17 protein-coding genes and 1 pseudogene are annotated in these 22,924 nt (G+C 59.8%); 9 read left to right on the top strand and 9 right to left on the bottom strand.

From position 1 onward, the window contains the following. Positions 1 to 4: 4 nt before the first annotated feature. The gene (locus ACA062_RS01570; protein ID WP_128872236.1) at positions 5 to 259 is read right to left on the bottom strand and encodes a hypothetical protein; all 255 of its coding nucleotides are present in this window, start codon (positions 257 to 259) and stop codon (positions 5 to 7) included. Positions 260 to 623: 364 nt separating this feature from the next. Here ACA062_RS01570 and ACA062_RS01565 point away from each other — a divergent pair. Beyond that, positions 624 to 1,658 (top strand): annotated as a pseudogene (locus tag ACA062_RS01565) (HAMP domain-containing protein); the annotation flags it as partial. Positions 1,659 to 1,751: 93 nt separating this feature from the next. Then, entirely contained in the window at positions 1,752 to 2,516 is a 765-nt protein-coding gene (locus ACA062_RS01560) for a methyl-accepting chemotaxis protein (RefSeq protein WP_497457343.1), read from the top strand. A gap of 163 nt (positions 2,517 to 2,679) precedes the next feature. Here ACA062_RS01560 and ACA062_RS01555 read toward each other — a convergent pair whose 3' ends face one another. The 4 genes from ACA062_RS01555 to ACA062_RS01540 all read right to left on the bottom strand — a co-directional run bounded on the left by ACA062_RS01555 (position 2,680) and on the right by ACA062_RS01540 (position 10,457). Further along, on the bottom strand, positions 2,680 to 3,282 hold the full coding sequence (locus tag ACA062_RS01555; protein ID WP_497454931.1) for a DUF924 family protein: 603 nt from the start codon (positions 3,280 to 3,282) through the stop codon (positions 2,680 to 2,682). Between the two features lie 3 nt (positions 3,283 to 3,285). After that, a complete protein-coding gene (locus tag ACA062_RS01550) occupies positions 3,286 to 4,296 on the bottom strand; it encodes a class 1 fructose-bisphosphatase (protein ID WP_497454930.1) in 1,011 nt (336 codons plus the stop codon). Positions 4,297 to 4,498: 202 nt separating this feature from the next. Beyond that, positions 4,499 to 7,717 carry a DUF2339 domain-containing protein gene (locus ACA062_RS01545; protein WP_497454929.1) on the bottom strand — a complete coding sequence of 1,073 codons (3,219 nt, stop codon included), beginning with the start codon at positions 7,715 to 7,717 and terminating at the stop codon, positions 4,499 to 4,501. Between the two features lie 289 nt (positions 7,718 to 8,006). Further along, positions 8,007 to 10,457, bottom strand: coding sequence for a glycogen/starch/alpha-glucan phosphorylase (locus ACA062_RS01540; protein ID WP_497454928.1), 2,451 nt, complete (start codon positions 10,455 to 10,457; stop codon positions 8,007 to 8,009). A gap of 259 nt (positions 10,458 to 10,716) precedes the next feature. On the opposite strand from ACA062_RS01540, the gene ACA062_RS01535 reads away from it, so the two are divergent. Beyond that, entirely contained in the window at positions 10,717 to 11,157 is a 441-nt protein-coding gene (locus tag ACA062_RS01535; protein ID WP_102136469.1) for a YkgJ family cysteine cluster protein, read from the top strand. A 213-nt stretch (positions 11,158 to 11,370) separates the two neighbouring features. Here ACA062_RS01535 and typA read toward each other — a convergent pair whose 3' ends face one another. Together typA and thiI are read right to left on the bottom strand one after the other, a co-directional pair. Further along, complete coding sequence (gene typA, locus ACA062_RS01530) at positions 11,371 to 13,191, bottom strand: translational GTPase TypA (protein ID WP_169357454.1); 1,821 nt, start codon at positions 13,189 to 13,191, stop codon at positions 11,371 to 11,373. A 139-nt stretch (positions 13,192 to 13,330) separates the two neighbouring features. Further along, entirely contained in the window at positions 13,331 to 14,785 is a 1,455-nt protein-coding gene (thiI, locus tag ACA062_RS01525; protein ID WP_497454927.1) for a tRNA uracil 4-sulfurtransferase ThiI, read from the bottom strand. Positions 14,786 to 15,117: 332 nt separating this feature from the next. Here thiI and glnA point away from each other — a divergent pair, with 332 nt between their 5' ends. The 5 genes from glnA (at position 15,118) to ntrC (ending at position 20,702) form a co-directional block, all read left to right on the top strand. Then, positions 15,118 to 16,524, top strand: a complete 1,407-nt coding sequence (gene glnA, locus ACA062_RS01520) for a glutamate--ammonia ligase (protein WP_497454926.1) — start codon at positions 15,118 to 15,120, stop codon at positions 16,522 to 16,524. Between the two features lie 296 nt (positions 16,525 to 16,820). After that, positions 16,821 to 17,336 (top strand): DUF4124 domain-containing protein, encoded by a 516-nt coding sequence (locus ACA062_RS01515; RefSeq protein WP_497454925.1) that lies wholly within the window; start codon positions 16,821 to 16,823, stop codon positions 17,334 to 17,336. Next, positions 17,333 to 17,953, top strand: coding sequence for a DUF4124 domain-containing protein (locus tag ACA062_RS01510; protein WP_497454924.1), 621 nt, complete (start codon positions 17,333 to 17,335; stop codon positions 17,951 to 17,953). Before ACA062_RS01515 ends, ACA062_RS01510 begins: the two co-directional genes overlap by 4 nt. 230 nt (positions 17,954 to 18,183) lie before the next feature. Continuing rightward, on the top strand, positions 18,184 to 19,269 hold the full coding sequence (glnL, locus tag ACA062_RS01505; protein WP_497454923.1) for a nitrogen regulation protein NR(II): 1,086 nt from the start codon (positions 18,184 to 18,186) through the stop codon (positions 19,267 to 19,269). After that, the gene (ntrC, locus tag ACA062_RS01500; RefSeq protein WP_497454922.1) at positions 19,266 to 20,702 is read left to right on the top strand and encodes a nitrogen regulation protein NR(I); all 1,437 of its coding nucleotides are present in this window, start codon (positions 19,266 to 19,268) and stop codon (positions 20,700 to 20,702) included. The genes glnL and ntrC overlap by 4 nt, the downstream gene beginning before the upstream one ends. Positions 20,703 to 21,416: 714 nt before the next feature. Here ntrC and ACA062_RS01495 read toward each other — a convergent pair. After that, a complete protein-coding gene (locus ACA062_RS01495) occupies positions 21,417 to 21,854 on the bottom strand; it encodes a hypothetical protein (RefSeq protein WP_497454921.1) in 438 nt (145 codons plus the stop codon). Between ACA062_RS01495 and ACA062_RS01490 the strand changes: the two genes are divergently transcribed. Then, a complete protein-coding gene (locus tag ACA062_RS01490) occupies positions 21,853 to 22,308 on the top strand; it encodes a tRNA (cytidine(34)-2'-O)-methyltransferase (protein WP_007949025.1) in 456 nt (151 codons plus the stop codon). The two genes, ACA062_RS01495 and ACA062_RS01490, sit on opposite strands and share 2 nt — an antisense overlap. Before the next feature lie 108 nt (positions 22,309 to 22,416). Here the strand turns inward: ACA062_RS01490 and secB are convergent, their stop codons facing one another. Further along, positions 22,417 to 22,908: a protein-export chaperone SecB gene (secB, locus tag ACA062_RS01485; RefSeq protein WP_045061997.1), complete on the bottom strand. Its 492-nt coding sequence runs from the start codon at positions 22,906 to 22,908 to the stop codon at positions 22,417 to 22,419. Positions 22,909 to 22,924: the final 16 nt, after the last annotated feature.

The following is a 22,924-nucleotide window of genomic DNA, read 5'->3' as shown; positions in this document are numbered from 1 at the left end:
CGGATTACTTCAGACCTTGGCCGGAAAACATCAGTACTTTGTCACCGGCGTACTGCACGCTGATAAAGCTGTTTTTGTCGCCCCAGGTGCAACTGGACATGCCGAGCGCGCCCGAGCAGTCGGCGGGTTTACCCAGCAAGGTTTCAACCTCGGCCTTGGGCATGCCTGCCGACAGTTTCGAATAGTTTTCCTGATTGACCTTGCTGCACGCAGCCAACAACACGCAGAACGAAAGCAGGGCGATAGAACGCAGCGACATGGTGTAGCTCCTGGGGCGAAGGGGAATGGCATGTCTGCCAAGCAGAAGCTTAGAAGAGAAATCCCTCATGTGGTTCCCCGACCGTTCGGCTATTTGTTTCGCCATTGGTCTGGGTAATTTGCGCAAAATCAGCCCCTTTCTTTTGCTGTTGGATATTTCGTCGATTTTGACAAAAGACGCCTAATCTTTGGCGCCGGCCAGTCGACACAGGTAGGAGCGAGCTTGCTCCAGACGGCGCTCCGACGATGGGCGTCAACGATAACGCGTGCTTGCTGACTTCACGCGGCGCCCTGAAATCCATCGCCGGAACGCCGCCCGGAGCAAGCTCGCTCCTACACAAGCCCCCTCCGCGGTAGATCATTTAATGACCAGAAACATGAAATTCAGCCACAAGATCTTGTTGGCTGCCGCCCTCGTGGTGGCCGTTGCATTCGCTTGTTTCATCCTGTTCAACGACTACCGTCAGCGCCAGACCTTGCGCAGCAGTACTGAAGCCTCGATGCAGGAACTCGGCAGCCTGACCACCAGCAATATCCAGACTTGGCTGGAAAGTCGCATTCAGCTGCTGCAATCGCTGTCCCAGCAACTCGCCGTCGATGGCAGCGCCCAGGCCAGCCTCAAGCGCGCCATCGACCTGCCGGCCTACACCAGCAACTTTCAACTGAGTTACTTCGGCGGCACCGATGGCGTGATGTTCTCGATTCCGGCCGGCAATCGCGCCGCGGACTATGATCCCCGCACCCGCGGCTGGTACACGGCGGCCAATAGTGCGCAGCAGACTATCGTTACCGAACCCTACATCGCGGCCTCGTCAGGCAAACTGGTGATCACCGTCGCCACCCCGGTGAAGCATCAGAACCAGATGATTGGCGTCGTCGGCGCAGACATCGACCTGTCCAGTGTCAGCGCCATCATTAACTCGCTGAATTTCGGCGGTCACGGCCAAGCGTTCATCGTCAGCGCCGACGGCAAGATCCTGATCCACCCGGACAGCAAACTGGTGCTCAAGAGCCTGGTCGACGCTTACCCCAGCGGCGCGCCGAAAGTCAGCCCTGGCATGAAAGAAGTCGAGGTCGACGGCAAGCGCCAGTTCATCTCCTTCACCCACGTCAACGGGGTGCCATCGGCGGACTGGTATGTCGCGCTGGTCCTGGACCAGGAAACCGCCTTCGCGATGCTCAGCGAATTGCGCACCTCGGCGATCATTGCCATGGTGATCGCGGTGGTGATCATCATCGCGCTGCTGGGTATGTTGATCAGCTTCCTGATGCAGCCGCTGTTGACCATGGGTCGCGCGATGCATGACATCGCCGAAGGCGAAGGTGACCTGACCAAACGCCTGACCATCCACGGCCACGACGAATTCGGCGCACTGGGCACCTCGTTCAACCGCTTTGTCGAACGTATCCACAGCTCGATTCGGGAAGTGGCCTCGGCCACCGGTCAGGTCAACGAAGTGGCCTTGCGTGTGGTGGCCGCGTCGAACTCGTCGATGTTCAACTCCGATCAGCAAGCCTCGCGCACCAGCAGCGTCGCCGCAGCCATCAACGAACTGGGCGCTGCCGCCCAGGAAATCGCCCAGAACGCCGCCCTCGCCTCCCAGCACTCGAGCGATGCCCGCAGCCTGGCCGAGGACGGTCAGCAAGTGGTGGATAAAACCATCGCGGCGATGCAACAGCTCTCGGCGAAGATCAGCGATTCGTGCGGCAACATCGAGACGCTCAACAGCAACACGGTCAACATCGGGCAGATTCTGGAAGTGATCACCAGCATCTCGCAGCAGACCAACCTGTTGGCGCTCAACGCAGCCATTGAAGCGGCGCGTGCGGGCGAAGCCGGACGCGGGTTTGCCGTGGTCGCCGATGAAGTGCGCAACCTCGCCCACCGCACTCAGGATTCGGCGCAGCAAGTGCAGAAGATGATCGAAGAACTGCAAGTGGGCGCCCGGGAAGCGGTGAGCATCATGACCGACAGCCAGCGCCAGAGCGAAAGCAGCGTCGGCATTGCCAATCAGGCTGGCGAGCGCCTGGGCAGTGTCACTCAGCGTATCGGCGAGATCGACGGGATGAACCAGTCGGTGGCGACGGCGACGGAAGAACAGACGGCAGTGGTGGAGTCGATCAACGTCGACATTACCGAGATCAACACGCTGAACCAGGAAGGGGTGGAGAACTTGCAGTCGACCTTGCGTGCGTGTGCTGATCTTGAGCAGCAGGCGGCGCGGCTTAAACAGTTGGTGGGCAGTTTCAGGATCTAAGTCGCTTTTACCGGCCTCATCGCGGGCAAGTCGGATCGCCGCACCGCCGCTCCCACAATGATCTTCGGCGGACACAAATTTTGTGTACGACAGAAATCACTGTGGGAGCGGCGGTGCGGCGATCCGACTTGCCCGCGATGGCGGCATCAGCAACACCGAAACGCTAGAACCGAGACCCAGGCCCCGAAAGAAACGCCAACTCCTCAGCCGTAGACTCGCGCCCCAACACCGCGTTGCGATGCGGAAACCGTCCAAACCGCGCAATCACCTGCTGGTGCTTCTCGGCATAGCTCAGATAATCGGTAAACAGTGTCCGATCGGCCTCCGGCTGTTGGGCAACCAGATCGATGTACCTTGAGACCGCTTCATTCTGCACCGCCAGATTCTCGCAGTGCTCGAACACCAGATAGATAAACACCCGCTCGATAGGCCGCAACTGCCGATCAAAATCCGCAGCAATGCCTTGCGCCACCAGCGCCTGGGCCCTGAGATCGCCGGCAAAGGATTGGGGAGCGTCGCGAAAGATCATCCGCGGCAGTTGATCGAGCAACAACACCAGGGCCAGCCAACCTTCGGGACGTTGCGCCCACTCGGTCAAACCGCCGGCCAGTGCCTGCTCGACCCAGCCCCCGAAACGCGTTCGCGCTTCGAGGTCCTGGCTGTCGCGTTTGCCAAACCATAACCTGCCCTTGTCAGCCGCTATTTCGCTGGGGGATTCGAACGTACCGAACCACCACTCGAGCAACGGCTGCCAGGGCGCGGGCATGGTTTATTCCTTATGGTAAGCCGTGACGCGTGCCACTTCTTCTTTCGAGCCGAGGAACACCGCGACACGCTGGTGCAAGCCGTCAGGCTTGATGTCGAGAATGCGCTGATGGCCATCGGTGGACGCGCCGCCGGCCTGTTCAACCAGGAACGACATCGGGTTGGCTTCGTACATCAGACGCAGCTTGCCCGGCTTGGACGGCTCGCGGCTGTCGCGCGGGTACATGAACAAGCCGCCACGGGTCAGGATGCGGTGCACATCGGCAACCATCGCGGCTACCCAGCGCATGTTGTAGTTCTTTTTCAGCGGGCCTTCTTCGCCAGCCAGCAATTCGCCGACGTAGCGTTGTACCGGCGCCTCCCAGTGACGCTGGTTGGACGAGTTGATCGCGAATTCCTGGGTGGTTTCCGGGATCTTGATGTCTTCGTGAGTCAGCACGAAGCTGCCCATTTCACGGTCCAGGGTGAAGCCTTTCACGCCATCGCCCAGGGTCAGGATCAACATGGTCTGTGGACCGTAGATCGCGTAACCGGCAGCCACTTGTTCGGTGCCTGGCTGCAGGAAAGCCTTTTCGTTCAAGGGCTCGTTCTGGCTCAGGTATTCGTTCGGGCAACGCAGCACCGAGAAGATCGTACCGACCGGCGCGTTGATATCGATGTTCGAGGAACCGTCCAGTGGGTCGAAAACCAGCAGGTACGCGCCTTTCGGGTATTTGCCCGGGATCTGGTAGGCGTTGTCCATTTCTTCGGACGCCATGCCGGCCAGGTGACCGCCCCATTCGTTGGCTTCGAGCAGGATCTCGTTGGAGATCACGTCGAGTTTTTTCTGCACTTCACCTTGAACGTTTTCAGTGCCCATGCTGCCCAGAACACCACCGAGGGCGCCTTTGGACACGGCGTGGTTGATCTCTTTGCAAGCACGCGCCACCACTTCGATCAGGAAACGCAGATCGGCAGGGGTGTTGTTGCTACGGGTCTGCTCAATCAAATAGCGACTCAGGGTAACGCGGGACATGGAAGGCTCCGGTGGAATGGGGGGGCTGAAAACCCGCGCAGTTTAGCGCGAGTCGGGGCGCATTTCCTCCTATCAGACGTGTTACACCCAATAGAGTTCATGCACCCGGATGAGCGTAGTTCGAAACCGGCGTCTTTACCGACAGATAAATCGCCTTCGCGAGCAGGCTCGCTCCCCCATTGGAATGCGTGCATTTGTCGATTCAAGACGACACGCCTTCGGTTTGCGGGGCCGGCTTTGCAGGATCAGGCACAGCATCACGCTTGGGAGGCAACGGGGTGAAATAACCGACAACCAACAGCAAGACACCGACGCCGATAAACGACACGATCCGCGCCAGCCCGCCGCGGTTACTCAATTCGACAAAGAACAGCTTGGCCACCACTACGCCGATCAGCGCCGCACCGATCAGCCAGACCTCACGGCGATGGCGCAGATGACCGCCGATCATCAGGCTCAGGGCGATCAAGGTCCAGACGATGGAAAGGCCGGCCTGAACCCGCATGGAGTCGAGCAAGGCATCCAGCTCGAACGGCACATCGCCCCAGTGGTGGGCGGTGCGCATCACCAGCGCAGTAAAGAATGCAAACAGCGAGACCCCGGCGATCAGCTGCGCGGCATGCGCGGCGCAATCCTTGCGAATCGCCCATTGCGTCACCGCGCTGCGGGACCAGACGTATAGGCCGAACAGCGTGAACAGCAGGCCTGACTCCAGCGGGTTGATCAACGGCACATAGGGCAGCGGCTCGGCAGTGCCATCACTGACGATGTTCGCCAGCCAGAACCAGCCGAGCATCAACAATGCCAGGGGGGCTGCCGCGTACAGACGGTATTCCCGGGAATAAGCCGACACCGGCCAAGGCCAGACACGGGGCGCAGCCGCGAGCAGCAGATACAGGCTCGGCAGCATTGCCCAACCCAACCAGCGCCAGGCGTTGTAGTGCCCGGACAACACCATCAAGCCGTAGCGCAACTCCAGCGCCAGTACACCGATCAGCAGCCAACAGCCGAGGACATGGGCGGTGCCCAGGGAACGCGCCGGCAACATTGGCGCCAGACGCCGCAGGGAAATGAAATGCACAACGAACACCGCCGTCCAGGCTAGCCAGGCGAAATGGGCAGCCGGGTGATAACGCGAATGCCAAGCCGCCAGCAATACCAGACCGGCGGCGGCCATCAGCAAGGTGCAGAGCAACCCCAGGGACGGCCATCTCAGACGCAGCGCCAATATTGCCCACAAGGCGACACTGATCGCCGCGACCCACAGCAATAACGTCGCTTGCACATTCACAGGGGCAAAACGCAGCACTTCACTGATCCACGCCAGCGCCCACCAGAGCGCGCCCCACACCAGCAACACGTCGGACAAACGCTGCAAACTCAATGTATCGAGCGCCGAGGCAGGGTTGCCGAGCTGCAACCGCCAGGCCCCGACCATCGCGGCCAGTCCCAGCACCAACGGGGTCCAGAAACCGCCATGCGCCAAGGGGCGCAGACCTTCGCTGGCCAACGGCCCGAACAGATCAGGTCCGGCCAGCAGGAACCCCGCGCCGCCCAGTAATTGCACGGCAAAAGCGCTGAACAGGAACGTCCGCGATTGCACACGCACACCGACAAACAGCGTCGCCAACCCAGCCAGCGCCCAACTGATCGCCGTACCTTGGGTGAAGAAGAACAGCGGTGCCAGCAAGTAAAGGAAGGCCAGACCGAGGCTGGCCAGCACTGGCAACCCTTTACGCTCCCACTGCGACGCCTGTTCAGGCAAAGCGCTGCGCAATTGATAGAAGCTGAACAACAACGCCCCGCCGAGCATCAACGCACCCAGAGGCGCCCCGTCCAGCAGGCTGCTCGCGCCCATTCGCAGTTCACCGAGGAACGCCAGCGCCGAACCCAGTTGCAGCAGCAAGGCAAAGGCCCGGGCCAGCGGTCGTTGCTGACGCAGGCCGAGCCAGAAAATCCCCGCGCCTTCCACTGCCCAGGCGGCAGCCGTCCAGCGGGCGTCGAGCCCCAGCGGAATCGCCAGGCTGGCGAAGATCACGCCCAGCGCCAGACAGGTTTGCGCCAGCAGCAAGGTCCGCCCCCCGGTCAGCAATCGAGCGAGCCCCATATAAATCACGCCCAGCACCAACGCACTGAACGCCGCGGCGAAATCCAGGTGCCGGACCAGCGCGAACTGCAAGCCGAAGCCCACCAGCGGTGGGCCGAACAGCAGGGTGCCGTCGACATAGTCACCCTTGCGCGACGACCAGCGCGGCAGCGCCTCACGGCTGTCATCCTTGGCCTCGTCGGCCCTCTCCAGCAGCTTGCGCCGGGCAAATAGCAGGCCGATGGCCAGGTACATCAGGAAGAACAGGATCAGGAATGGCTCGGTGCTCCACAACAGGTCCGGCGCATAGGCGCGCAGGCCCCAGGCGAAACCGATGCCGAAGGTGCCGACAAAACCGATCAGGTTGAGCAAACGCCAGGCCTTGAACCAGGCGATGGCGAGGATGCCGGCGTTGAGCAAGGCGAAGTAACTGAACAGCACGACGTGATTGCCGGCGCCGGTGGAGGTCAGGATAGGCGCCGCGAAACCGCCGAGTGCCGCAGCGGCAGCCAACCCCAAAGCGTCCTGGGAAATGGCCAGAATCGCCGAGAACACTGTCACCGCGACCAGCAGACCCAACGCCGTCGTTGGATCGAGCAGCAGATGCAGACGCATCGCGGCAAACACGGTCAGGTACAACACCGCGATCCCGGTGCCTTGCAGCACCCGTGCGTAATGGCTATTGCGTGCTCTGAGCCACCAACCCAACCCCAGAAGCACCCATGCCGCCGTCGCGACGCCGGCGTAACGCAACTCAATCGGCACAACCATGCCTTCGGTGGCATAGCGCAGTAGAAATGCCAGGCCAAGGAACAACAGCACCACGCCGACTCGCAGGACGGTGTTGCCGCCGAACAGCCAGGCGCGGGCGACGCTGATAGCGCGTTCGATCAAATCGGGATCGAGAGGGACGGCCGATTGATGCGGTTTGCGGGCAACCGGCCCGGGTTTCCAGGCATCGACAGGGCGCGGGGGACTGGTTTCGGTGGCCGCAACCGTTATCGGTTCGAGTTCGGGCGGGAGTTCCCAGATCAATTCGGGGGGGTGGGCAGACACTTCGTCGACAATGATTTCAGCGGACGGAGCGGGTTCGCAGGCTTCAGCCGATTTGACGCCTGACACCTCCAGCAATGCCAGTCGTTGCTCGACCACATGCAGCGCAACCCGTGCCTGCTCAATCTGCAAGCGTTGCTCGGCAGCCTGGGAATCCAGACGGCCGATGCGGATGGCCTGGCCGATCCCCAACCCGAGCAGTGCGCCCAACAGCGCATCGCTGAACGACTCGTCGAGCATCCAGCCCAGCACCAGGCCAATCAGCATGAACATCCATTGCATGGTCGATATCCCTAAGCGGCCCCGCGATGGGTAAATCCGAGCAATGCAGCATCTGGGCTTCAGTCTGCTTTGAAACAACACAAACCTTGTGGGAGCGAGCTTGCTCGCGATGGGGCCCGTACATTCACCATTGATGCTGAATGCATGTCCGCTATCGCGAGCAAGCTCGCTCCCACATTGGATTGCCTTTGACTGAGCCTAGCCATACTTTGCCCCGTTGTAACCGGCGCTTAGTATATCGATCAGGCCCAACACCCGTCGGACCCTGGCTAGCAATTATCGTTAAAAGTTATTCCAGCGCCTTCCAGATATCCGTGGCGTACTCGCGAATGGTCCGGTCGGAAGAGAACCAGCCCATCCGGGAGGTGTTCAATACCGCCGAACGCCACCATGCCTGGGAATCGTGCCAATGGGCTTCAACGCGCATCTGCGCGTCCCAGTAAGAATCGAAATCGGCGCAGACCAGGAAACGGTCGTAGTCGATCAGCGAGTCGATCAGCCCGGTATAACGAGACGGATCATCCGGCGAGAACACGCCGCCGCGAATGGCCTGCAGCACGTCATTAAGGCGGTGGGACGCGGCAATATCCGGCGTCGCATTGAACTCGTGGTTCTGCTTGCGCGCCTCGACCTGCTGGGCGCTGAGGCCGAAGATGAACATGTGTTCGGCACCGATGAACTCGCACATTTCCACGTTGGCCCCGTCCAGCGTGCCGATGGTCAACGCGCCGTTTAGACCGAACTTCATGTTGCTGGTGCCCGACGCCTCGAAGCCAGCGGTAGAAATCTGCTCCGACAAATCCGCTGCCGGAATGATGCTTTCCGCCAGGCTGACGTTGTAGTTAGGCAGGAACACCACTTTGAGCAAGCCGCGCACGGTCGGGTCGTTGTTCACTACCCGGGCGATGTCGTTGGTCAACTTGATGATGAGCTTGGCCTGGTGATAACTGGCTGCGGCCTTGCCGGCGAAAATCTTCACCCGCGGCACCCAGTCGATTTCCGGCTCGGCACGAATCGCCTGATACAGCGCGACGGTGTGCAGCAGGTTCAGCAACTGACGTTTGTATTCGTGGATCCGTTTGACCTGTACGTCGAACATCGCCGCCGGATTGACCGCCACCCCCAGTCGCTCGTGGATGATGTACGCCAAGGCTTTCTTGCTGTGCAGGCGCTGCTCGGCGAACGCCTTGCGGAACGCGGCTTTCTCGGCAAAGGGTTCCAGGTCGCGCAAGCGTTCTTCAGGGTTATTGAGCAGATCCGGACCGAGGGCATCGACCATCATCGAGGTCAGTTCGGGGTTGGCCTGGTAGAGCCAGCGGCGGAAGGTAATGCCGTTGGTCTTGTTGTTGATCCGCTCCGGATAGAGCTTGTGCAACTCGGAGAACACGGTTTTGCGCATCAGTTGCGTGTGCAGCGCGGACACGCCGTTGACACTGTGGGAACCGAGGAATGCCAGGTTACCCATGCGCACACGACGGCCGTTGTCTTCTTCGATCAGCGATACCGCCCGCAGCACTTCGAAGTCATGGACGCCCTTGGCCCTCAGCGAGTCGATGTGCTGGGCATTGATCAGGTAAATGATCTGCATGTGCCGCGGCAGCATGCGCTCCATCAACCCGACCGGCCAGGTTTCCAGCGCTTCCGGCAACAGCGTGTGGTTGGTGTAGGACAGCGTGTCGACAGTGACCTGCCAGGCGGCGTCCCACGCCACGTCGTACACATCAACCAGCTGACGCATCAGCTCGGCCACGGCGATCGAGGGATGAGTATCGTTGAGCTGGATGGCCGCGTGGTCGCCCAGGGTCAGGACCGAGGTGTGCATGTTGCGATGGCGGCGCAGCAAGTCCTGCAAGGACGCGGCGACGAAGAAATATTCCTGGCGCAGGCGCAGCTCCTGGCCGGCTTCGGTGCTGTCGGCCGGGTAGAGTACGCGGGAAATACTTTCGGCCCGGGCGACTTCCGCCACGGCGCCCAAGTGGTCACCGGCGTTGAAGCGCTCCAGGTGCAAATCTTCCATGGCACGGGCACGCCACAGGCGCAGCGTGTTGACGCTCGCCCCGCGCCAGCCGACCACCGGGGTGTCGTAGGCAATCGCGCGCACGGTTTCCGCCGGGGTCCAGACTTGCTTGGATTTGCCCGTTTCGTCGGTGACGGTTTCGACGCTGCCGCCAAAACCGATCGGATAAACCACCTCCGGCCGCTCGAACTCCCACGGGTTGCCGAAATCCAGCCAGTGTTCGGTCTGTTCCTGCTGCCAGCCATCGACGATGGCCTGACGGAACAAGCCGTGCTCGTAACGAATGCCGTAGCCGTGCCCGGCGATGCCGAGGGTCGACATGCTTTCCATGAAGCACGCGGCCAGACGACCGAGGCCACCGTTGCCAAGGGCCGCATCGGGCTCCAGCAGGCGGATGCGCTCAAGGTCGACGCCGAGTTCGGTCATGGCCTCGCGGGCCACGTCCAGCAGGCCGAGGTTGCTCAGGCTGTCGTAGAGCAGCCGGCCGATGAGAAATTCCAGGGAGAGGTAATAAACCCGTTTCTGACCTTTGCGGTAGATCTGCCGGGTGTGATCCATCCAGTGCTCGACCATGTGATCGCGCGCTGCCAGGGCTATGGCCTCGAACCAGTCGTGGTCGAAGGCGTGATCCGGGTCTTTGCCCACCGCATAGGTGAGCTTGGTCAAGACGGCGTCGCGAAATGCGGCCACCTCGGCTTCGCGAACAAGTGGTTCTTGAGTCATCGATAGGACCTCGGGCGAGCGTGGAATAGTTGAGCCTAGACGGTCAGACAGGTCGTTGGAACTCTGGTTCGGCAGTTTTTCCCGTTAGTGTGAGATAGATCCACATTACCTTGTCGCGCACCGGAAAGAATGCAGGGCCCGTGCCGGAATACAGCGGTCATTGGGCAATTCATGAAAAAATCTGGCGAAAGGTTGTTCAAAAATCCACCAGTCCCGGTATGATCGCGCGCCCTGATGCACACGCTGGTAACAATCGATGATGAAGTCCAACCTGATCGCCGCCGCGGAGATCGATCGCCTCGATACCTGGGCCAAGTACTCTGCGCCGATGTGCGGTTCCTGCGTGTCCAGCTGCTGCACGCTGCCAGTCGAGGTCAAGATCAAGGATCTGATCCGTATCGGTATTGTCGACGAATTCGAGCGCGGCGAGCCAGCGAAGAACATCGCCAAGCGCTTGCAGAAGGAAGGGATCGTCGAGCGCTACAACCAGAAGTCCGAGATCTTCACCCTCCAGCGCATGAGCAACAACGATTGCCTGTACCTGGATCGTAAGAGCCGTCTGTGCACTATTTATGAAAAGCGCCCGGATACTTGCCGTAATCACCCGAAAATCGGGCCTCGGCCGGGGTATTGCGCTTACAAACCTAAAGAAGTGGCGCGTGAGACCAGCGAGAGCCGTCGGACCCTCGAGAAGTTCTGATCCAGAATCTCGCTGCCTAACCGGACCCCATCGCGGGCAAGCCCGCTCCCACAGGGTTCGGCGCTGAACGCAGGTTATGTGCCCCCCCCAAACCACTGTGGGAGCGGGCTTGCCCGCGATGGCGCCAGCTCAGGCAACACAAAAAACCCAGACAAACAAAAACGCCCCCGACCTTGCGGTCGGGGGCGTTTTTTTGCCAGCTAACTAAATGACTTAGTTACCGGACTTCTTGGCAGCGCGGGTACGCTCGCTTTCGCCCAGGATCTTCTTGCGAAGACGGATGGACTTAGGAGTGACTTCGCACAATTCGTCTTCTTGAACGAATTCCAGCGCTTGTTCCAGGGTGAAACGGATAGGCGGAACCAGAGCGATGGTTTCGTCTTTACCCGAAGCACGCATGTTGTCGAGCTTCTTGCCTTTGGTTGGGTTGACGCCCAGGTCGTTGTCGCGGCTGTTGATGCCGACGATTTGACCTTCGTACACGTCTTCGCCGTGACCCAGGAACAGTTTGCCGCGAGCTTGCAGGGTTTCCAGCGAGTAAGTCAGCGCCTTACCGGTAGCCACCGACACCAGCACGCCGTTCTGACGGCCGGACATGTCGCCGGACTTCATCACGTCGTAACGGTCGAAGATCGAGGTCAGGATGCCTGCACCGGAGGTCAGGGTCAGGAACTCGTTACGGAAACCGATCAAGCCACGAGCCGGGATGTTGTACTCAAGGCGCACACGGCCCTTGCCATCCGGAACCATGTTGGTCAGGTCGCCTTTACGGATACCGATCTGTTCCATGATCGAACCTTGCGATTCTTCCGGCAGGTCGATGGTCACGTTTTCGTACGGTTCGTGCTTCACGCCGTCAACCATACGGATGATCACTTCCGGACGACCAACACCCATTTCGAAGCCTTCGCGACGCATGGTTTCGATCAGTACGGACAAGTGCAGCTCACCACGGCCAGACACTTTGAACTTGTCGGCGGTGTCGCCTTCTTCAACGCGCAGGGCAACGTTGTAGAGCAGTTCCTTGTCCAGACGCTCTTTGATGTTACGGCTGGTGACGAACTTGCCTTCACGGCCGCAGAACGGCGAATCGTTAACCTGGAAGGTCATCGAAACGGTTGGCTCGTCAACGGTCAGCGGCTTCATCGCTTCAACGTTCTGTGGATCGCACAGAGTGTCGGAGATGAAAAGCGACTCGAAGCCGCTGATGCAGACGATGTCGCCGGCAGCTGCTTCTTCAACGTCAACGCGGTGCAGACCGTGGTGACCCATCAGCTTCAGGATACGGCCGTTGCGGCGCTTGCCGTCGGCATCGATCGCAACAACCTGGGTGTTCGGCTTGACGCGACCACGAGCGATACGGCCAACGCCGATGATGCCCAGGAAGCTGTTGTAGTCCAGTGCCGAGATTTGCATCTGGAACGGACCGTCACGGTCGACTTTCGGTGCTGGTACGTTGTCGACGATCGACTGGTACAGCGGGGTCATGTCTTCAGCCATGTCGGTGTGTTCCAGACCGGCAATGCCGTTCAGGGCCGAGGCGTAGACGACTTTGAAGTCCAGCTGTTCTTCGGTAGCACCGAGGTTGTCGAACAGGTCGAAGATCTGGTCCAGAACCCAGTCCGGACGCGCGCCTGGACGGTCAACCTTGTTGATGACCACGATTGGACGCAGGCCGGCTTCGAAAGCCTTCTTGGTCACGAAACGGGTTTGCGGCATAGGGCCGTCTTGAGCGTCAACCAGCAGCAGAACGGAGTCAACCATCGACATTACGCGTTCAACTTCGCCGCCGAAGTCGGCGTGGCCCGGGGTGTCCACGATGTTGATGTGGTAGCCGTTCCAGTTGATGGCGGTGTTTTTCGCCAGAATGGTAATACCGCGTTCTTTCTCCTGGTCGTTGGAGTCCATCACGCGCTCGTCGTTGAGCTCGTTGCGCTCCAGGGTGCCGGATTGACGCAAGAGTTTGTCTACCAGGGTGGTTTTACCATGGTCAACGTGAGCAATGATGGCGATGTTGCGTAGATTTTCGATCACTTGTGTATCTCGATCAGAGGATTCGGTGCGCTGACAAGTCTTGGCAGCGATTAACAGTAGAGTCAGGCCTTGCCGTTACAGCTTGACGGCGGCGTCGGGGGGCCGGTGACGCAGGCCACAGGCAAACAGCCCCGGGCTCTTAGCTCGGTCGATAAACGCGCACATTGGCATGCCCCTCACTGAGCAAATGGTGGGCATGCAGGCGACTCATCACGCCTTTGTCGCAATACAGCAGGTACTGGCGAGTAGGGTCCAGTTCCTTGAAACGAGCGTTCAATGCATAAAACGGCATCGTCTGTACCTCAATGCCAGCGAGTTCCAACGGCTCGTCATCAGCGGCATCCGGGTGACGGATGTCGATGATGATCTGGCCCGCCAGTGCTTCGCTGACTTCTTCGATCTGCAAGTCCTGGCCCAATTCGTCGATCACGCGATCGATCGGCACCAGTTTGGCGTTCTCGAGCGCACGCTCGAGTACCGCCATGTCGAATTCTTTCTCTTCATGCTCCACGCGCGGACGCTTGGCGTGGGTCTTGGGGTTCACCGAGATGACCCCGCAGTATTCCGGCATGTGCTTGGCGAAGTCGGCGGTACCGATTTCGTTGGCCAGGTCGATGATGTCCTGCTTGTGACTGGCAATCAGCGGACGCAAGACCAGCTTGTCGGTCACGCAGTCGATCACGGACAGGTTCGGCAGCGTCTGGCTCGATACCTGGGAAATCGCTTCGCCGGTGACCAGCGCTTCGATTTCCAGCCGATCGGCAATACGGGAAGCAGCGCGCAACATCATACGCTTCAAAACTACACCCATATGACTGTTATCGACTTTCCCGAGAATTTCTCCCAGTACTTCCTCGAACGGCACACTGACAAATAACACGCGTTGGGAGCTGCCGTACTTCTTCCAGATGAAATGCGCGACCTCCATGACGCCCAGCTCATGGGCACGCCCGCCAAGATTGAAGAAGCAGAAATGGCTCATCAGCCCGCGGCGCATGATCTGGTAAGCGGCAACGGTGGAATCGAAGCCGCCGGACATCAGTACAAGCGTCTGTTCCAGGGCCCCCAACGGATAACCACCGATGCTGTTGTGCTGGTTGTGGATCACGAACAACCGTTTGTCGCGAATTTCGATGCGAACTTCGATTTCAGGCTCTTTCAGCGAAATTCCGGCGGCGCCGCACTGACGACGCAGCTGGCTGCCGACGTATTTCTCGACGTCCATCGAGCTGAATTCATGCTTGCCGGCACGTTTGCAGCGCACCGAAAAGATCTTCCCGGCCAACGCCTCGCCGAAGTGCTGCTTGCACTTGGCGACGATGTCGTCGAAATCACCCAGCGGGTATTCATCGACCTGCAGGAAATGCGCGATGCCCGGCATGCAGCTCAGGCGCTCGGTCATCTCCTTCAGGGCCTTGGGCTCGCTGACGCGGGTTTCCAGCTCGAGATTGTCCCACACACCGTTCACCACCACAGCCGGGTCCAGGTCGCGGAGCACGGTACGGATGTTTTTGGCCAACTGGCGGATGAAACGCATCCGTACAGGGCGGCTCTTGATGGTGATCTCGGGAAAGACTTTTACGATTAGTTTCATGAAAACAGCGCGCGCTGGGCCAGCCGAAAAAGGGGGGCGCGGATTATAGCGGAAATTGCTCAAGGTTTAACCAGTTAATGTACAGAAGGTTTCGCGCGCACCAAAACAGGTCATTTATTGAATTGAGCGCCACATTACAGGGCGTGAATTTGTTCTTTATGACTGATTGCGCCTTTATAAGCGTGATATTGGGGCAAAAAAACCATGATGGGGCACTGGCATGCAATTTGCTCCCTTGTGAGGCAGGTTGCCTTGGCAGAGTATTCGCGCCGGCATCACCCACATTCCAAGGGCCTTCCACTACCCAAGCCCGAATCCACCCGGAGGACACTATGTCGAAGTCGGTTCAACTCATCAAAGATCATGACGTCAAGTGGATTGATCTGCGCTTCACAGACACCAAAGGCACTCAGCATCACGTGACCATGCCGGCTCGCGACGCGCTGGATGACGCTTTCTTCGAAGAAGGCAAAATGTTCGACGGTTCCTCCATCGCTGGCTGGAAAGGCATCGAAGCCTCCGACATGATCCTGATGCCGGACGACAGCACTGCCGTTCTCGACCCGTTCACCGAAGAGCCGACCCTGATCCTGGTCTGCGACGTGATCGAGCCTTCGACCATGCAAGGCTACGACCGTGACCCACGTGCGATCGCCAAGCGTGCCGAGGAATACCTGAAGTCGACCGGTATCGGCGACACCGTATTCGTTGGTCCAGAGCCTGAATTCTTCATCTTCGACGAAGTGAAGTTCAAGTCCGACATCTCCGGTTCCATGTTCAAAATCTTCTCCGAACAAGGTTCGTGGATGTCCGACCAGGACGTGGAAGGCGGCAACCGTGGCCACCGTCCAGGCGTCAAAGGCGGCTACTTCCCTGTTCCGCCGTTCGACCACGACCACGAAATCCGTACCTCCATGTGCAACGCCATGGAAGAAATGGGCCTGGTCATCGAAGTTCACCACCACGAAGTGGCGACTGCCGGCCAGAACGAAATCGGTGTGAAGTTCAACACCCTGGTGGCCAAGGCTGACGAAGTTCAGACCCTGAAGTACTGCGTACACAACGTTGCCGACGCATACGGCCGCACCGCGACCTTCATGCCTAAGCCGCTGTACGGCGACAACGGTTCGGGTATGCACGTTCACCTGTCCATCGCCAAAGATGGCAAGAACACCTTCGCTGGCGAAGGCTATGCCGGCCTGTCCGACACCGCCCTGTACTTCATCGGCGGCATCATCAAGCACGGTAAGGCCCTGAACGGCTTCACCAACCCGTCGACCAACTCCTACAAGCGTCTGGTCCCAGGTTTCGAAGCTCCAGTGATGCTGGCCTACTCGGCTCGCAACCGTTCCGCTTCGATCCGTATTCCTTACGTGTCCAGCCCTCGCGCTCGCCGTATCGAAGCTCGCTTCCCGGATCCGGCAGCCAACCCGTACCTGGCCTTCGCTGCCCTGGTAATGGCCGGCCTGGACGGTATCCAGAACAAGACCCACCCTGGCGACGCTGCTGACAAAAACCTGTATGACCTGCCGCCTGAAGAGGCGAAAGAGATCCCACAAGTTTGCGGCAGCCTGAAAGAAGCCCTGGAAGAGCTGGACAAAGGTCGTGCGTTCCTGACCAAAGGCGGCGTTTTCAGCGACGACTTCATCGACGCTTACATCGCCCTGAAAAGCGAAGAAGAAATCAAGGTACGTACCTTCGTACACCCACTGGAATACGAGCTGTACTACAGCTGCTGATCCGGTAGCGCCTGCGCAAGCGGCGTGACAAAGAGGCCTCCTTCGGGAGGCCTTTTTTGTTGACACGATTCCACAACCGATGAAGAACCCTGTGGGAGCGGGCTTGCCCGCGATAACGTTGTACCAGTCAATATTACTGTTGGATGTGCCGACGCCTTCGCGGGCAAGCCCGCTCCCACAGGGAACTGCAGTGTTTGGGAGACTTCGGTAAATCATGCCCAAGTATTAACAACTTGGGTCAACCACCACCCCTGACCTATGCTGCCCCCCAACGCTTTCATTTTCTGGTCGATTTTATGGGTCGTGGTTTGCTACTGATGTTGCTGCTGATCGCCCTGCCTGCCGCAGCGCAGATCTATAAGTACACCGACGCCAACGGCAACACCGCCTACAGCAACCAACCGCCCGACGGCGTGAAGGCGCAGCCGGTCGAGTTGCCGCCGCTCAACAGTGTCGAGCCCCTGACGCCAAGCGCACCCGCGCCACCTGCCGACGCCATTGATCGCGAGCAGCCTCGCAGCGCCTACGAGGTGCTGGAGTTGACCGGCCTGCCGACCACCGAAGCCCTGCGCGCCAACAACGGCACCTTCACCGTCAACGTATTGATCAAGCCTCGCCTGCAAGGTCCGCATCTGTTCAGGCTGTTGCTGGACGACCAACCCTACGGCCAACCCGGCAACGTGCCGATCCTGCAGCTGGTGAACATTGATCGCGGCTTGCACAGCCTCGCGGTGCAGGTCATCGACGGGGAAAACATCGTCCAGCAGAGTCCGAGCGTGACCTTCACCGTACAACGGGTGCATAAGCCGTGAGGCGCTGGCTGTTGATCGCATGCTGGATCGCCCTGCCCGTAGCGGCCGACGTGTTCACCTACGTCGACGCTCAGGGCAATCGGGTCTTCACCGACCGACCAGGCGCCGACAACGCCAAGCGAGTGCCGATAGCCCCGAGTAATCGCATGTCAGCCAACCCGACCGCCGCAGCCCCTGTCGCTGCAGGTAAAAAGACCGAAGCCAAGGCACTTTTCCACTATGACATGCTGCGAGTGCTGGTACCGGAGCCCGACGCCACTGTCCGCAGCAGCGCCGGCGAATTGATCGTCAGCGTCACCAGCGAGCCCGGCCTGCAACGCGGTCACCGCTTCCGCCTGCTGCTGGACGGCCAACCCGTTGCCGAACCCGGCCCCAGCCCGGTCTTCCCCCTAAGCAACGTCGACCGCGGCAGTCATCACCTGTCCGTGGAGATCCTCGACGAACAGGGCCGCACCGTGGAACGCACGGCCAATCAGCCATTCCACATGCTGCGCATATCCCTCGCGCAGAAACGCCAGGTCACACCCTGTGCGCTCGATGACTACGGCCAACGACCGGAATGTCCACTCAAGGACAAACCCGAAGAAGAGAAAAATTCCTTCCTGCCTTTCTTCTAACCTCGCTCAGCTTTGCGCACTATATTGGGGCGACATGCTGCCCCATATCCACTCGCCACCCCATTTTGGTTCGAAAATACCCGTCAAAGCTGGCAGAACGCCACGCAACCGAGCGTCAAACGTCTGTTTCAGGCCTCAAACGCTTCTTTTCGGAGCCTTGGTTTGGTTTTTGCATTTTCCTTGTACCAACGCTTGTTTCTTGCGCACGCTCCGCTCCAAAAGAGGTCCTGATGACCATAAGCGACGCACTACACCGTTTGCTACTCGACAACCTGACCACCGCCACCATCCTGCTCGATGCCGAACTGCGTCTTGAGTACATGAACCCGGCGGCGGAGATGCTCCTGGCCGTCAGTGGACAGCGCAGCCATGGGCAGTTCATCAGTGAATTGTTCACCGAATCCCCCGAAGCGCTGAATTCCCTGCGCCAGGCGGTCGAGCAGGCGCACCCGTTCACCAAGCGCGAAGCGATGCTCACCGCCCTCACCGGCCAGACCCTCACCGTGGATTACGCGGTGACACCGATCCTGGCCAACGGCGCTACCATGCTGCTGCTGGAAGTCCACCCCCGGGACCGTTTGCTGCGGATCACCAAGGAAGAGGCCCAGCTGTCGAAGCAGGAAACCAGCAAGATGCTGGTGCGCGGTCTCGCTCACGAAATCAAGAATCCGCTGGGCGGGATCCGCGGCGCGGCGCAATTGCTCGCCCGGGAATTGCCGGAAGAAAGCTTGCGTGACTACACCAACGTCATCATTGAAGAAGCCGACCGCCTGCGTAACCTGGTCGATCGCATGCTCGGCTCCAACAAGCTACCGTCCCTGGCCATGTGCAATATTCATGAAGTGCTCGAGCGCGTCGGCCAACTGGTCGAGGCTGAAAGCCAGGGTTGCATCACTTTGGTGCGCGACTACGACCCCAGCATTCCCGACGTGTTGATCGACCGCGAACAAATGATCCAGGCCGTGCTGAACATCGTGCGCAACGCGATGCAGGCCATCAGCACCCAGAACGAGCTGCGCCTGGGCCGCATCAGTTTGCGCACCCGCGCCATGCGCCAGTTCACCATTGGCCACGTGCGCCATCGCCTGGTGACCAAGATCGAAATCATCGATAACGGTCCGGGCATTCCCGCCGAGCTGCAGGAAACCATCTTCTTTCCCATGGTCAGCGGGCGCCCGGACGGTACCGGGCTGGGCCTGGCCATTACCCAGAACATCATCAGCCAGCACCAGGGCCTGATCGAATGTGACAGCCATCCAGGCCACACCACCTTCTCGATCTTTCTGCCACTGGAACAAGGAGCCACATCGACATGAGCCGTAGTGAAACCGTGTGGATCGTCGATGACGACCGTTCTATCCGTTGGGTCCTGGAAAAAGCCCTGCAGCAAGAAGGCATGACCACGCAAAGCTTCGACAGCGCCGATGGTGTGATGAGCCGCCTGGCGCGTCAGCAGCCGGACGTGATCATTTCCGACATCCGCATGCCCGGCGCCAGCGGCCTGGACCTTCTGGCGCGGATTCGCGAACAACACCCACGGCTGCCAGTGATCATCATGACTGCGCACTCCGACCTGGACAGCGCTGTCGCGTCCTATCAGGGCGGCGCGTTTGAATACCTGCCCAAGCCGTTTGATGTCGACGAAGCGGTTTCCCTGGTCAAGCGCGCCAACCAGCACGCCCAGGAACAACAAGGCCTGGAAGTCCCGGTCGCTCTGACCCGCACCCCGGAAATCATCGGTGAAGCGCCGGCGATGCAGGAAGTGTTTCGCGCCATCGGGCGCTTGAGCCATTCCAACATCACCGTGTTGATCAACGGCGAATCCGGCACCGGTAAAGAACTGGTGGCCCATGCCCTGCACCGTCACAGCCCTCGGGCGTCTTCGCCGTTCATCGCGCTGAACATGGCAGCGATCCCGAAAGACCTGATGGAGTCCGAGCTGTTTGGCCATGAGAAAGGTGCGTTCACCGGTGCGGCCAACCTGCGTCGCGGGCGTTTTGAACAAGCTGATGGCGGTACGCTGTTCCTCGATGAGATCGGCGACATGCCAGCGGACACTCAGACTCGCTTGTTGCGGGTACTGGCGGACGGTGAGTTTTACCGCGTCGGCGGTCATGTGCCGGTGAAGGTCGATGTGCGAATCATCGCCGCGACGCACCAGAATCTGGAAACCCTGGTGCACGGCGGAAAATTCCGCGAAGACTTGTTCCACCGCCTCAACGTGATCCGCATTCATATCCCACGGCTGTCGGACCGTCGCGAAGACATCCCGACCCTGGCCAAGCACTTCCTCAGCCGCGCCGCGCAAGAACTGGCGGTGGAGCCCAAGTTGCTGAAAAGCGAAACCGAGGAATACCTGAAGAACCTGCCGTGGGGCGGCAACGTGCGCCAGCTGGAGAACACCTGCCGCTGGATCACGGTGATGGCTTCAGGACGCGAAGTGCACATCAGTGACCTGCCGCCGGAGCTGCTGAGCCTGCCGCAGGATTCGGCGCCAGTGACCAACTGGGAGCAAGCGCTGCGGCAGTGGGCTGACCAGGCACTGGCCCGTGGCCAGTCGAACCTGCTCGACAGCGCTGTGCCGGCTTTCGAACGGATCATGATCGAAACCGCCCTCAAACACACCGCTGGCCGCCGCCGCGATGCCGCGGTGTTGCTGGGTTGGGGGCGTAATACCCTGACGCGCAAGATCAAGGAATTGGGGATGAAGGTGGATGGCGGGGATGATGATGAAGGGGAAGAGGGTTAACCGGCCGTTAGTACTTCGCTGACAGTTAGATCCAATCGCGGGCAAGCCCGCTCCCACAGTGGATTGTGGTGTTTCACGATTGCGTGAGCACCATTGAACCCTGTGGGAGCGGGCTTGCCCGCGATGCTTTTAGGGGCGAGTGCACCGCCGCAATGCATGGTGAACCGCGATCGCGCACAAAAACTCATTCAAAACCTCGCCGACTTTCGCAATCGAACCCCTATCGAAAAAACACGAAAGCCCCGAAATACGGGGCTTTCAGCGTTTCGGAGAGCGTTTCTGTTTCGACTTGTTAAAACCTGGCACGCCCCCTGCAATAGTCCATTCAGTGATTCACTTCACTCACCGGTTTCGGGGACCTTGGTACAGGCAGGCCGGGGATTCCCCTCTTTACACCGGGCTCACACCGCACAAGCGACGAGCCCTGCAGTTTTGGGGCCCTTGATACAGGCAGGTCAGGGGTTCCTTCTTTACACAGGGCTCACAACGCACTAGCGATGAGCCCTCCCGTTTCGGGAACCCTGGTACAGGCAGGCCGGGGATTCCTTCTTTACACCAGGCTCACACCGCACATGCGACGAGCCCTTCCAGTTTGGGGTCCTTGGTACAGGCAGGCCGGGGATTCCTTCTTTACACCGGGCTCACAACGCACTAGCGATGAGCCCTCCCGTTTCGGGAACCTTGGTACAGGCAGGCCGGGGATTCCCTCTTTTATTACTCTCGGAGATGGATCTCCAGCCGCCAGCGGTCATCGACTTCGCTACCGGCCCACTCGCCCCGCAGCGGCCGGGCCGCCACCACTGTCAGCAACAACCCCCCATCACTTGAACGCACTCGCCAGTTCACACGCTTGTCGTTGAGCTTGAGTTGACCTTTCTGTGCCTTGCCTTCGGCCTCGAACAGCAGCGCGAGGCTGCCGTCGACGAACTCGCCGTGGGTCTTGGGTTCATTGTTGAACCACACCACCAGTCCGTCGCCCGTCACCTCGATCTGCTGCAATTCGCTGGGGTCGGGGGTGGTCAAGCGACCGATCATCAACCCCACCATCACCCCGACAATCGCCAGCGAAGCCATCACCCGCGGGAATAGTTTCGATCGCTTGTCCACGGGCGGCGTAGAATGCCGGTCATCTTTACCTTCGGAGCCGTGCATGTTTCACGTCATCCTTTTCCAACCAGAAATTCCGCCGAATACCGGCAACGTTATCAGGCTGTGCGCCAACAGCGGCTGCCACCTGCATTTGATCGAGCCGCTGGGCTTCGAGATGGACGACAAGCGCCTGCGCCGGGCCGGCCTCGATTACCACGAGTATGCCACCCTGCAGCGTCACGCAGACCTTGCCAGCTGCCTGGAGAGCCTTGGCCATCCACGGCTGTTCGCCTTCACGACAAAGGGTTCACGGCCGTTCCACGATGCCAGCTTCGCCGAGGGCGATGCGTTCCTGTTCGGCCCTGAAAGTAGGGGCCTGCCGGCGGAAGTGCTCGATGCCCTGCCCGGCGAACAACGCCTGCGTCTACCAATGCGTGAAGGCTGCCGCAGCCTGAACCTGTCGAATACCGTGGCGGTCGCCGTCTACGAAGGCTGGCGCCAGCTCGGGTTCAAGTAACTCGAAGATCATTTTCGGCTGACAGAAACAATCGCGGGCAAGCCCGCTCCCACAGGTTTTGCACAATCCTGTGGGAGCGGGCTTGCCCGCGATTTTCAGCAGCGCAGCTTATTGAACGGTCGGAGTCTCGCCAGCCGCCTGCATGCGTTGCAGCTCTTGTGCATACAGCGCGTCGAAGTTCACTGGAGCCAGCATCAGTGCCGGGAACGAACCGCGGGTCACCAGGCTGTCCAGGGTTTCGCGCGCGTACGGGAACAGGATGTTCGGGCAGAACGCGCCCAGGGTGTGACTCATCGAAGCATCGTCCAGGTTCTTGATCAGGAAGATCCCGGCCTGTTGCACTTCAGCGATGAACGCCACTTCTCCGCTTTCACCGTTCTTCACGGTAACCGACAAGGTCAGCACGACTTCATGGAAATCGCCTTCCAGCGCCTTTTGACGGGTGTTCAGATCCAGACCGACGCTCGGTTCCCACTGCTGGCGGAAAATCGCCGGGCTTTTCGGGGCTTCGAAGGACAAGTCACGTACGTAGATGCGCTGCAAGGAGAATTGCGGTGCGGTTTCTTCTTCGCTAGCTGCAGTGTTCTGTTGGTCAGTCATCTCAGATCCTTTCTGA

The organism is Pseudomonas sp. LBUM1679 (assembly GCF_059695565.1).
The sequence above is the reverse complement of the archived record's forward strand: the minus strand, read 5'-3'. Positions and strand labels throughout refer to the sequence as shown.

Coding starts and splice junctions, on each gene's coding strand:
- ACA062_RS01570 (WP_128872236.1), bottom strand. CDS start 259: ATGTCGCTGCGTTCTATCGCCCTGCTTTCGTTCTGCGTGTTGTTGGCT.
- ACA062_RS01560 (WP_497457343.1), top strand. CDS start 1,752: ATGTTCAACTCCGATCAGCAAGCCTCGCGCACCAGCAGCGTCGCCGCA.
- ACA062_RS01555 (WP_497454931.1), bottom strand. CDS start 3,282: ATGCCCGCGCCCTGGCAGCCGTTGCTCGAGTGGTGGTTCGGTACGTTC.
- ACA062_RS01550 (WP_497454930.1), bottom strand. CDS start 4,296: ATGTCCCGCGTTACCCTGAGTCGCTATTTGATTGAGCAGACCCGTAGC.
- ACA062_RS01545 (WP_497454929.1), bottom strand. CDS start 7,717: ATGCAATGGATGTTCATGCTGATTGGCCTGGTGCTGGGCTGGATGCTC.
- ACA062_RS01540 (WP_497454928.1), bottom strand. CDS start 10,457: ATGACTCAAGAACCACTTGTTCGCGAAGCCGAGGTGGCCGCATTTCGC.
- ACA062_RS01535 (WP_102136469.1), top strand. CDS start 10,717: ATGAAGTCCAACCTGATCGCCGCCGCGGAGATCGATCGCCTCGATACC.
- thiI (WP_497454927.1), bottom strand. CDS start 14,785: ATGAAACTAATCGTAAAAGTCTTTCCCGAGATCACCATCAAGAGCCGC.
- glnA (WP_497454926.1), top strand. CDS start 15,118: ATGTCGAAGTCGGTTCAACTCATCAAAGATCATGACGTCAAGTGGATT.
- ACA062_RS01515 (WP_497454925.1), top strand. CDS start 16,821: ATGGGTCGTGGTTTGCTACTGATGTTGCTGCTGATCGCCCTGCCTGCC.
- glnL (WP_497454923.1), top strand. CDS start 18,184: ATGACCATAAGCGACGCACTACACCGTTTGCTACTCGACAACCTGACC.
- ntrC (WP_497454922.1), top strand. CDS start 19,266: ATGAGCCGTAGTGAAACCGTGTGGATCGTCGATGACGACCGTTCTATC.
- ACA062_RS01490 (WP_007949025.1), top strand. CDS start 21,853: ATGTTTCACGTCATCCTTTTCCAACCAGAAATTCCGCCGAATACCGGC.
- ACA062_RS01495 (WP_497454921.1), bottom strand. CDS start 21,854: ATGCACGGCTCCGAAGGTAAAGATGACCGGCATTCTACGCCGCCCGTG.
- secB (WP_045061997.1), bottom strand. CDS start 22,908: ATGACTGACCAACAGAACACTGCAGCTAGCGAAGAAGAAACCGCACCG.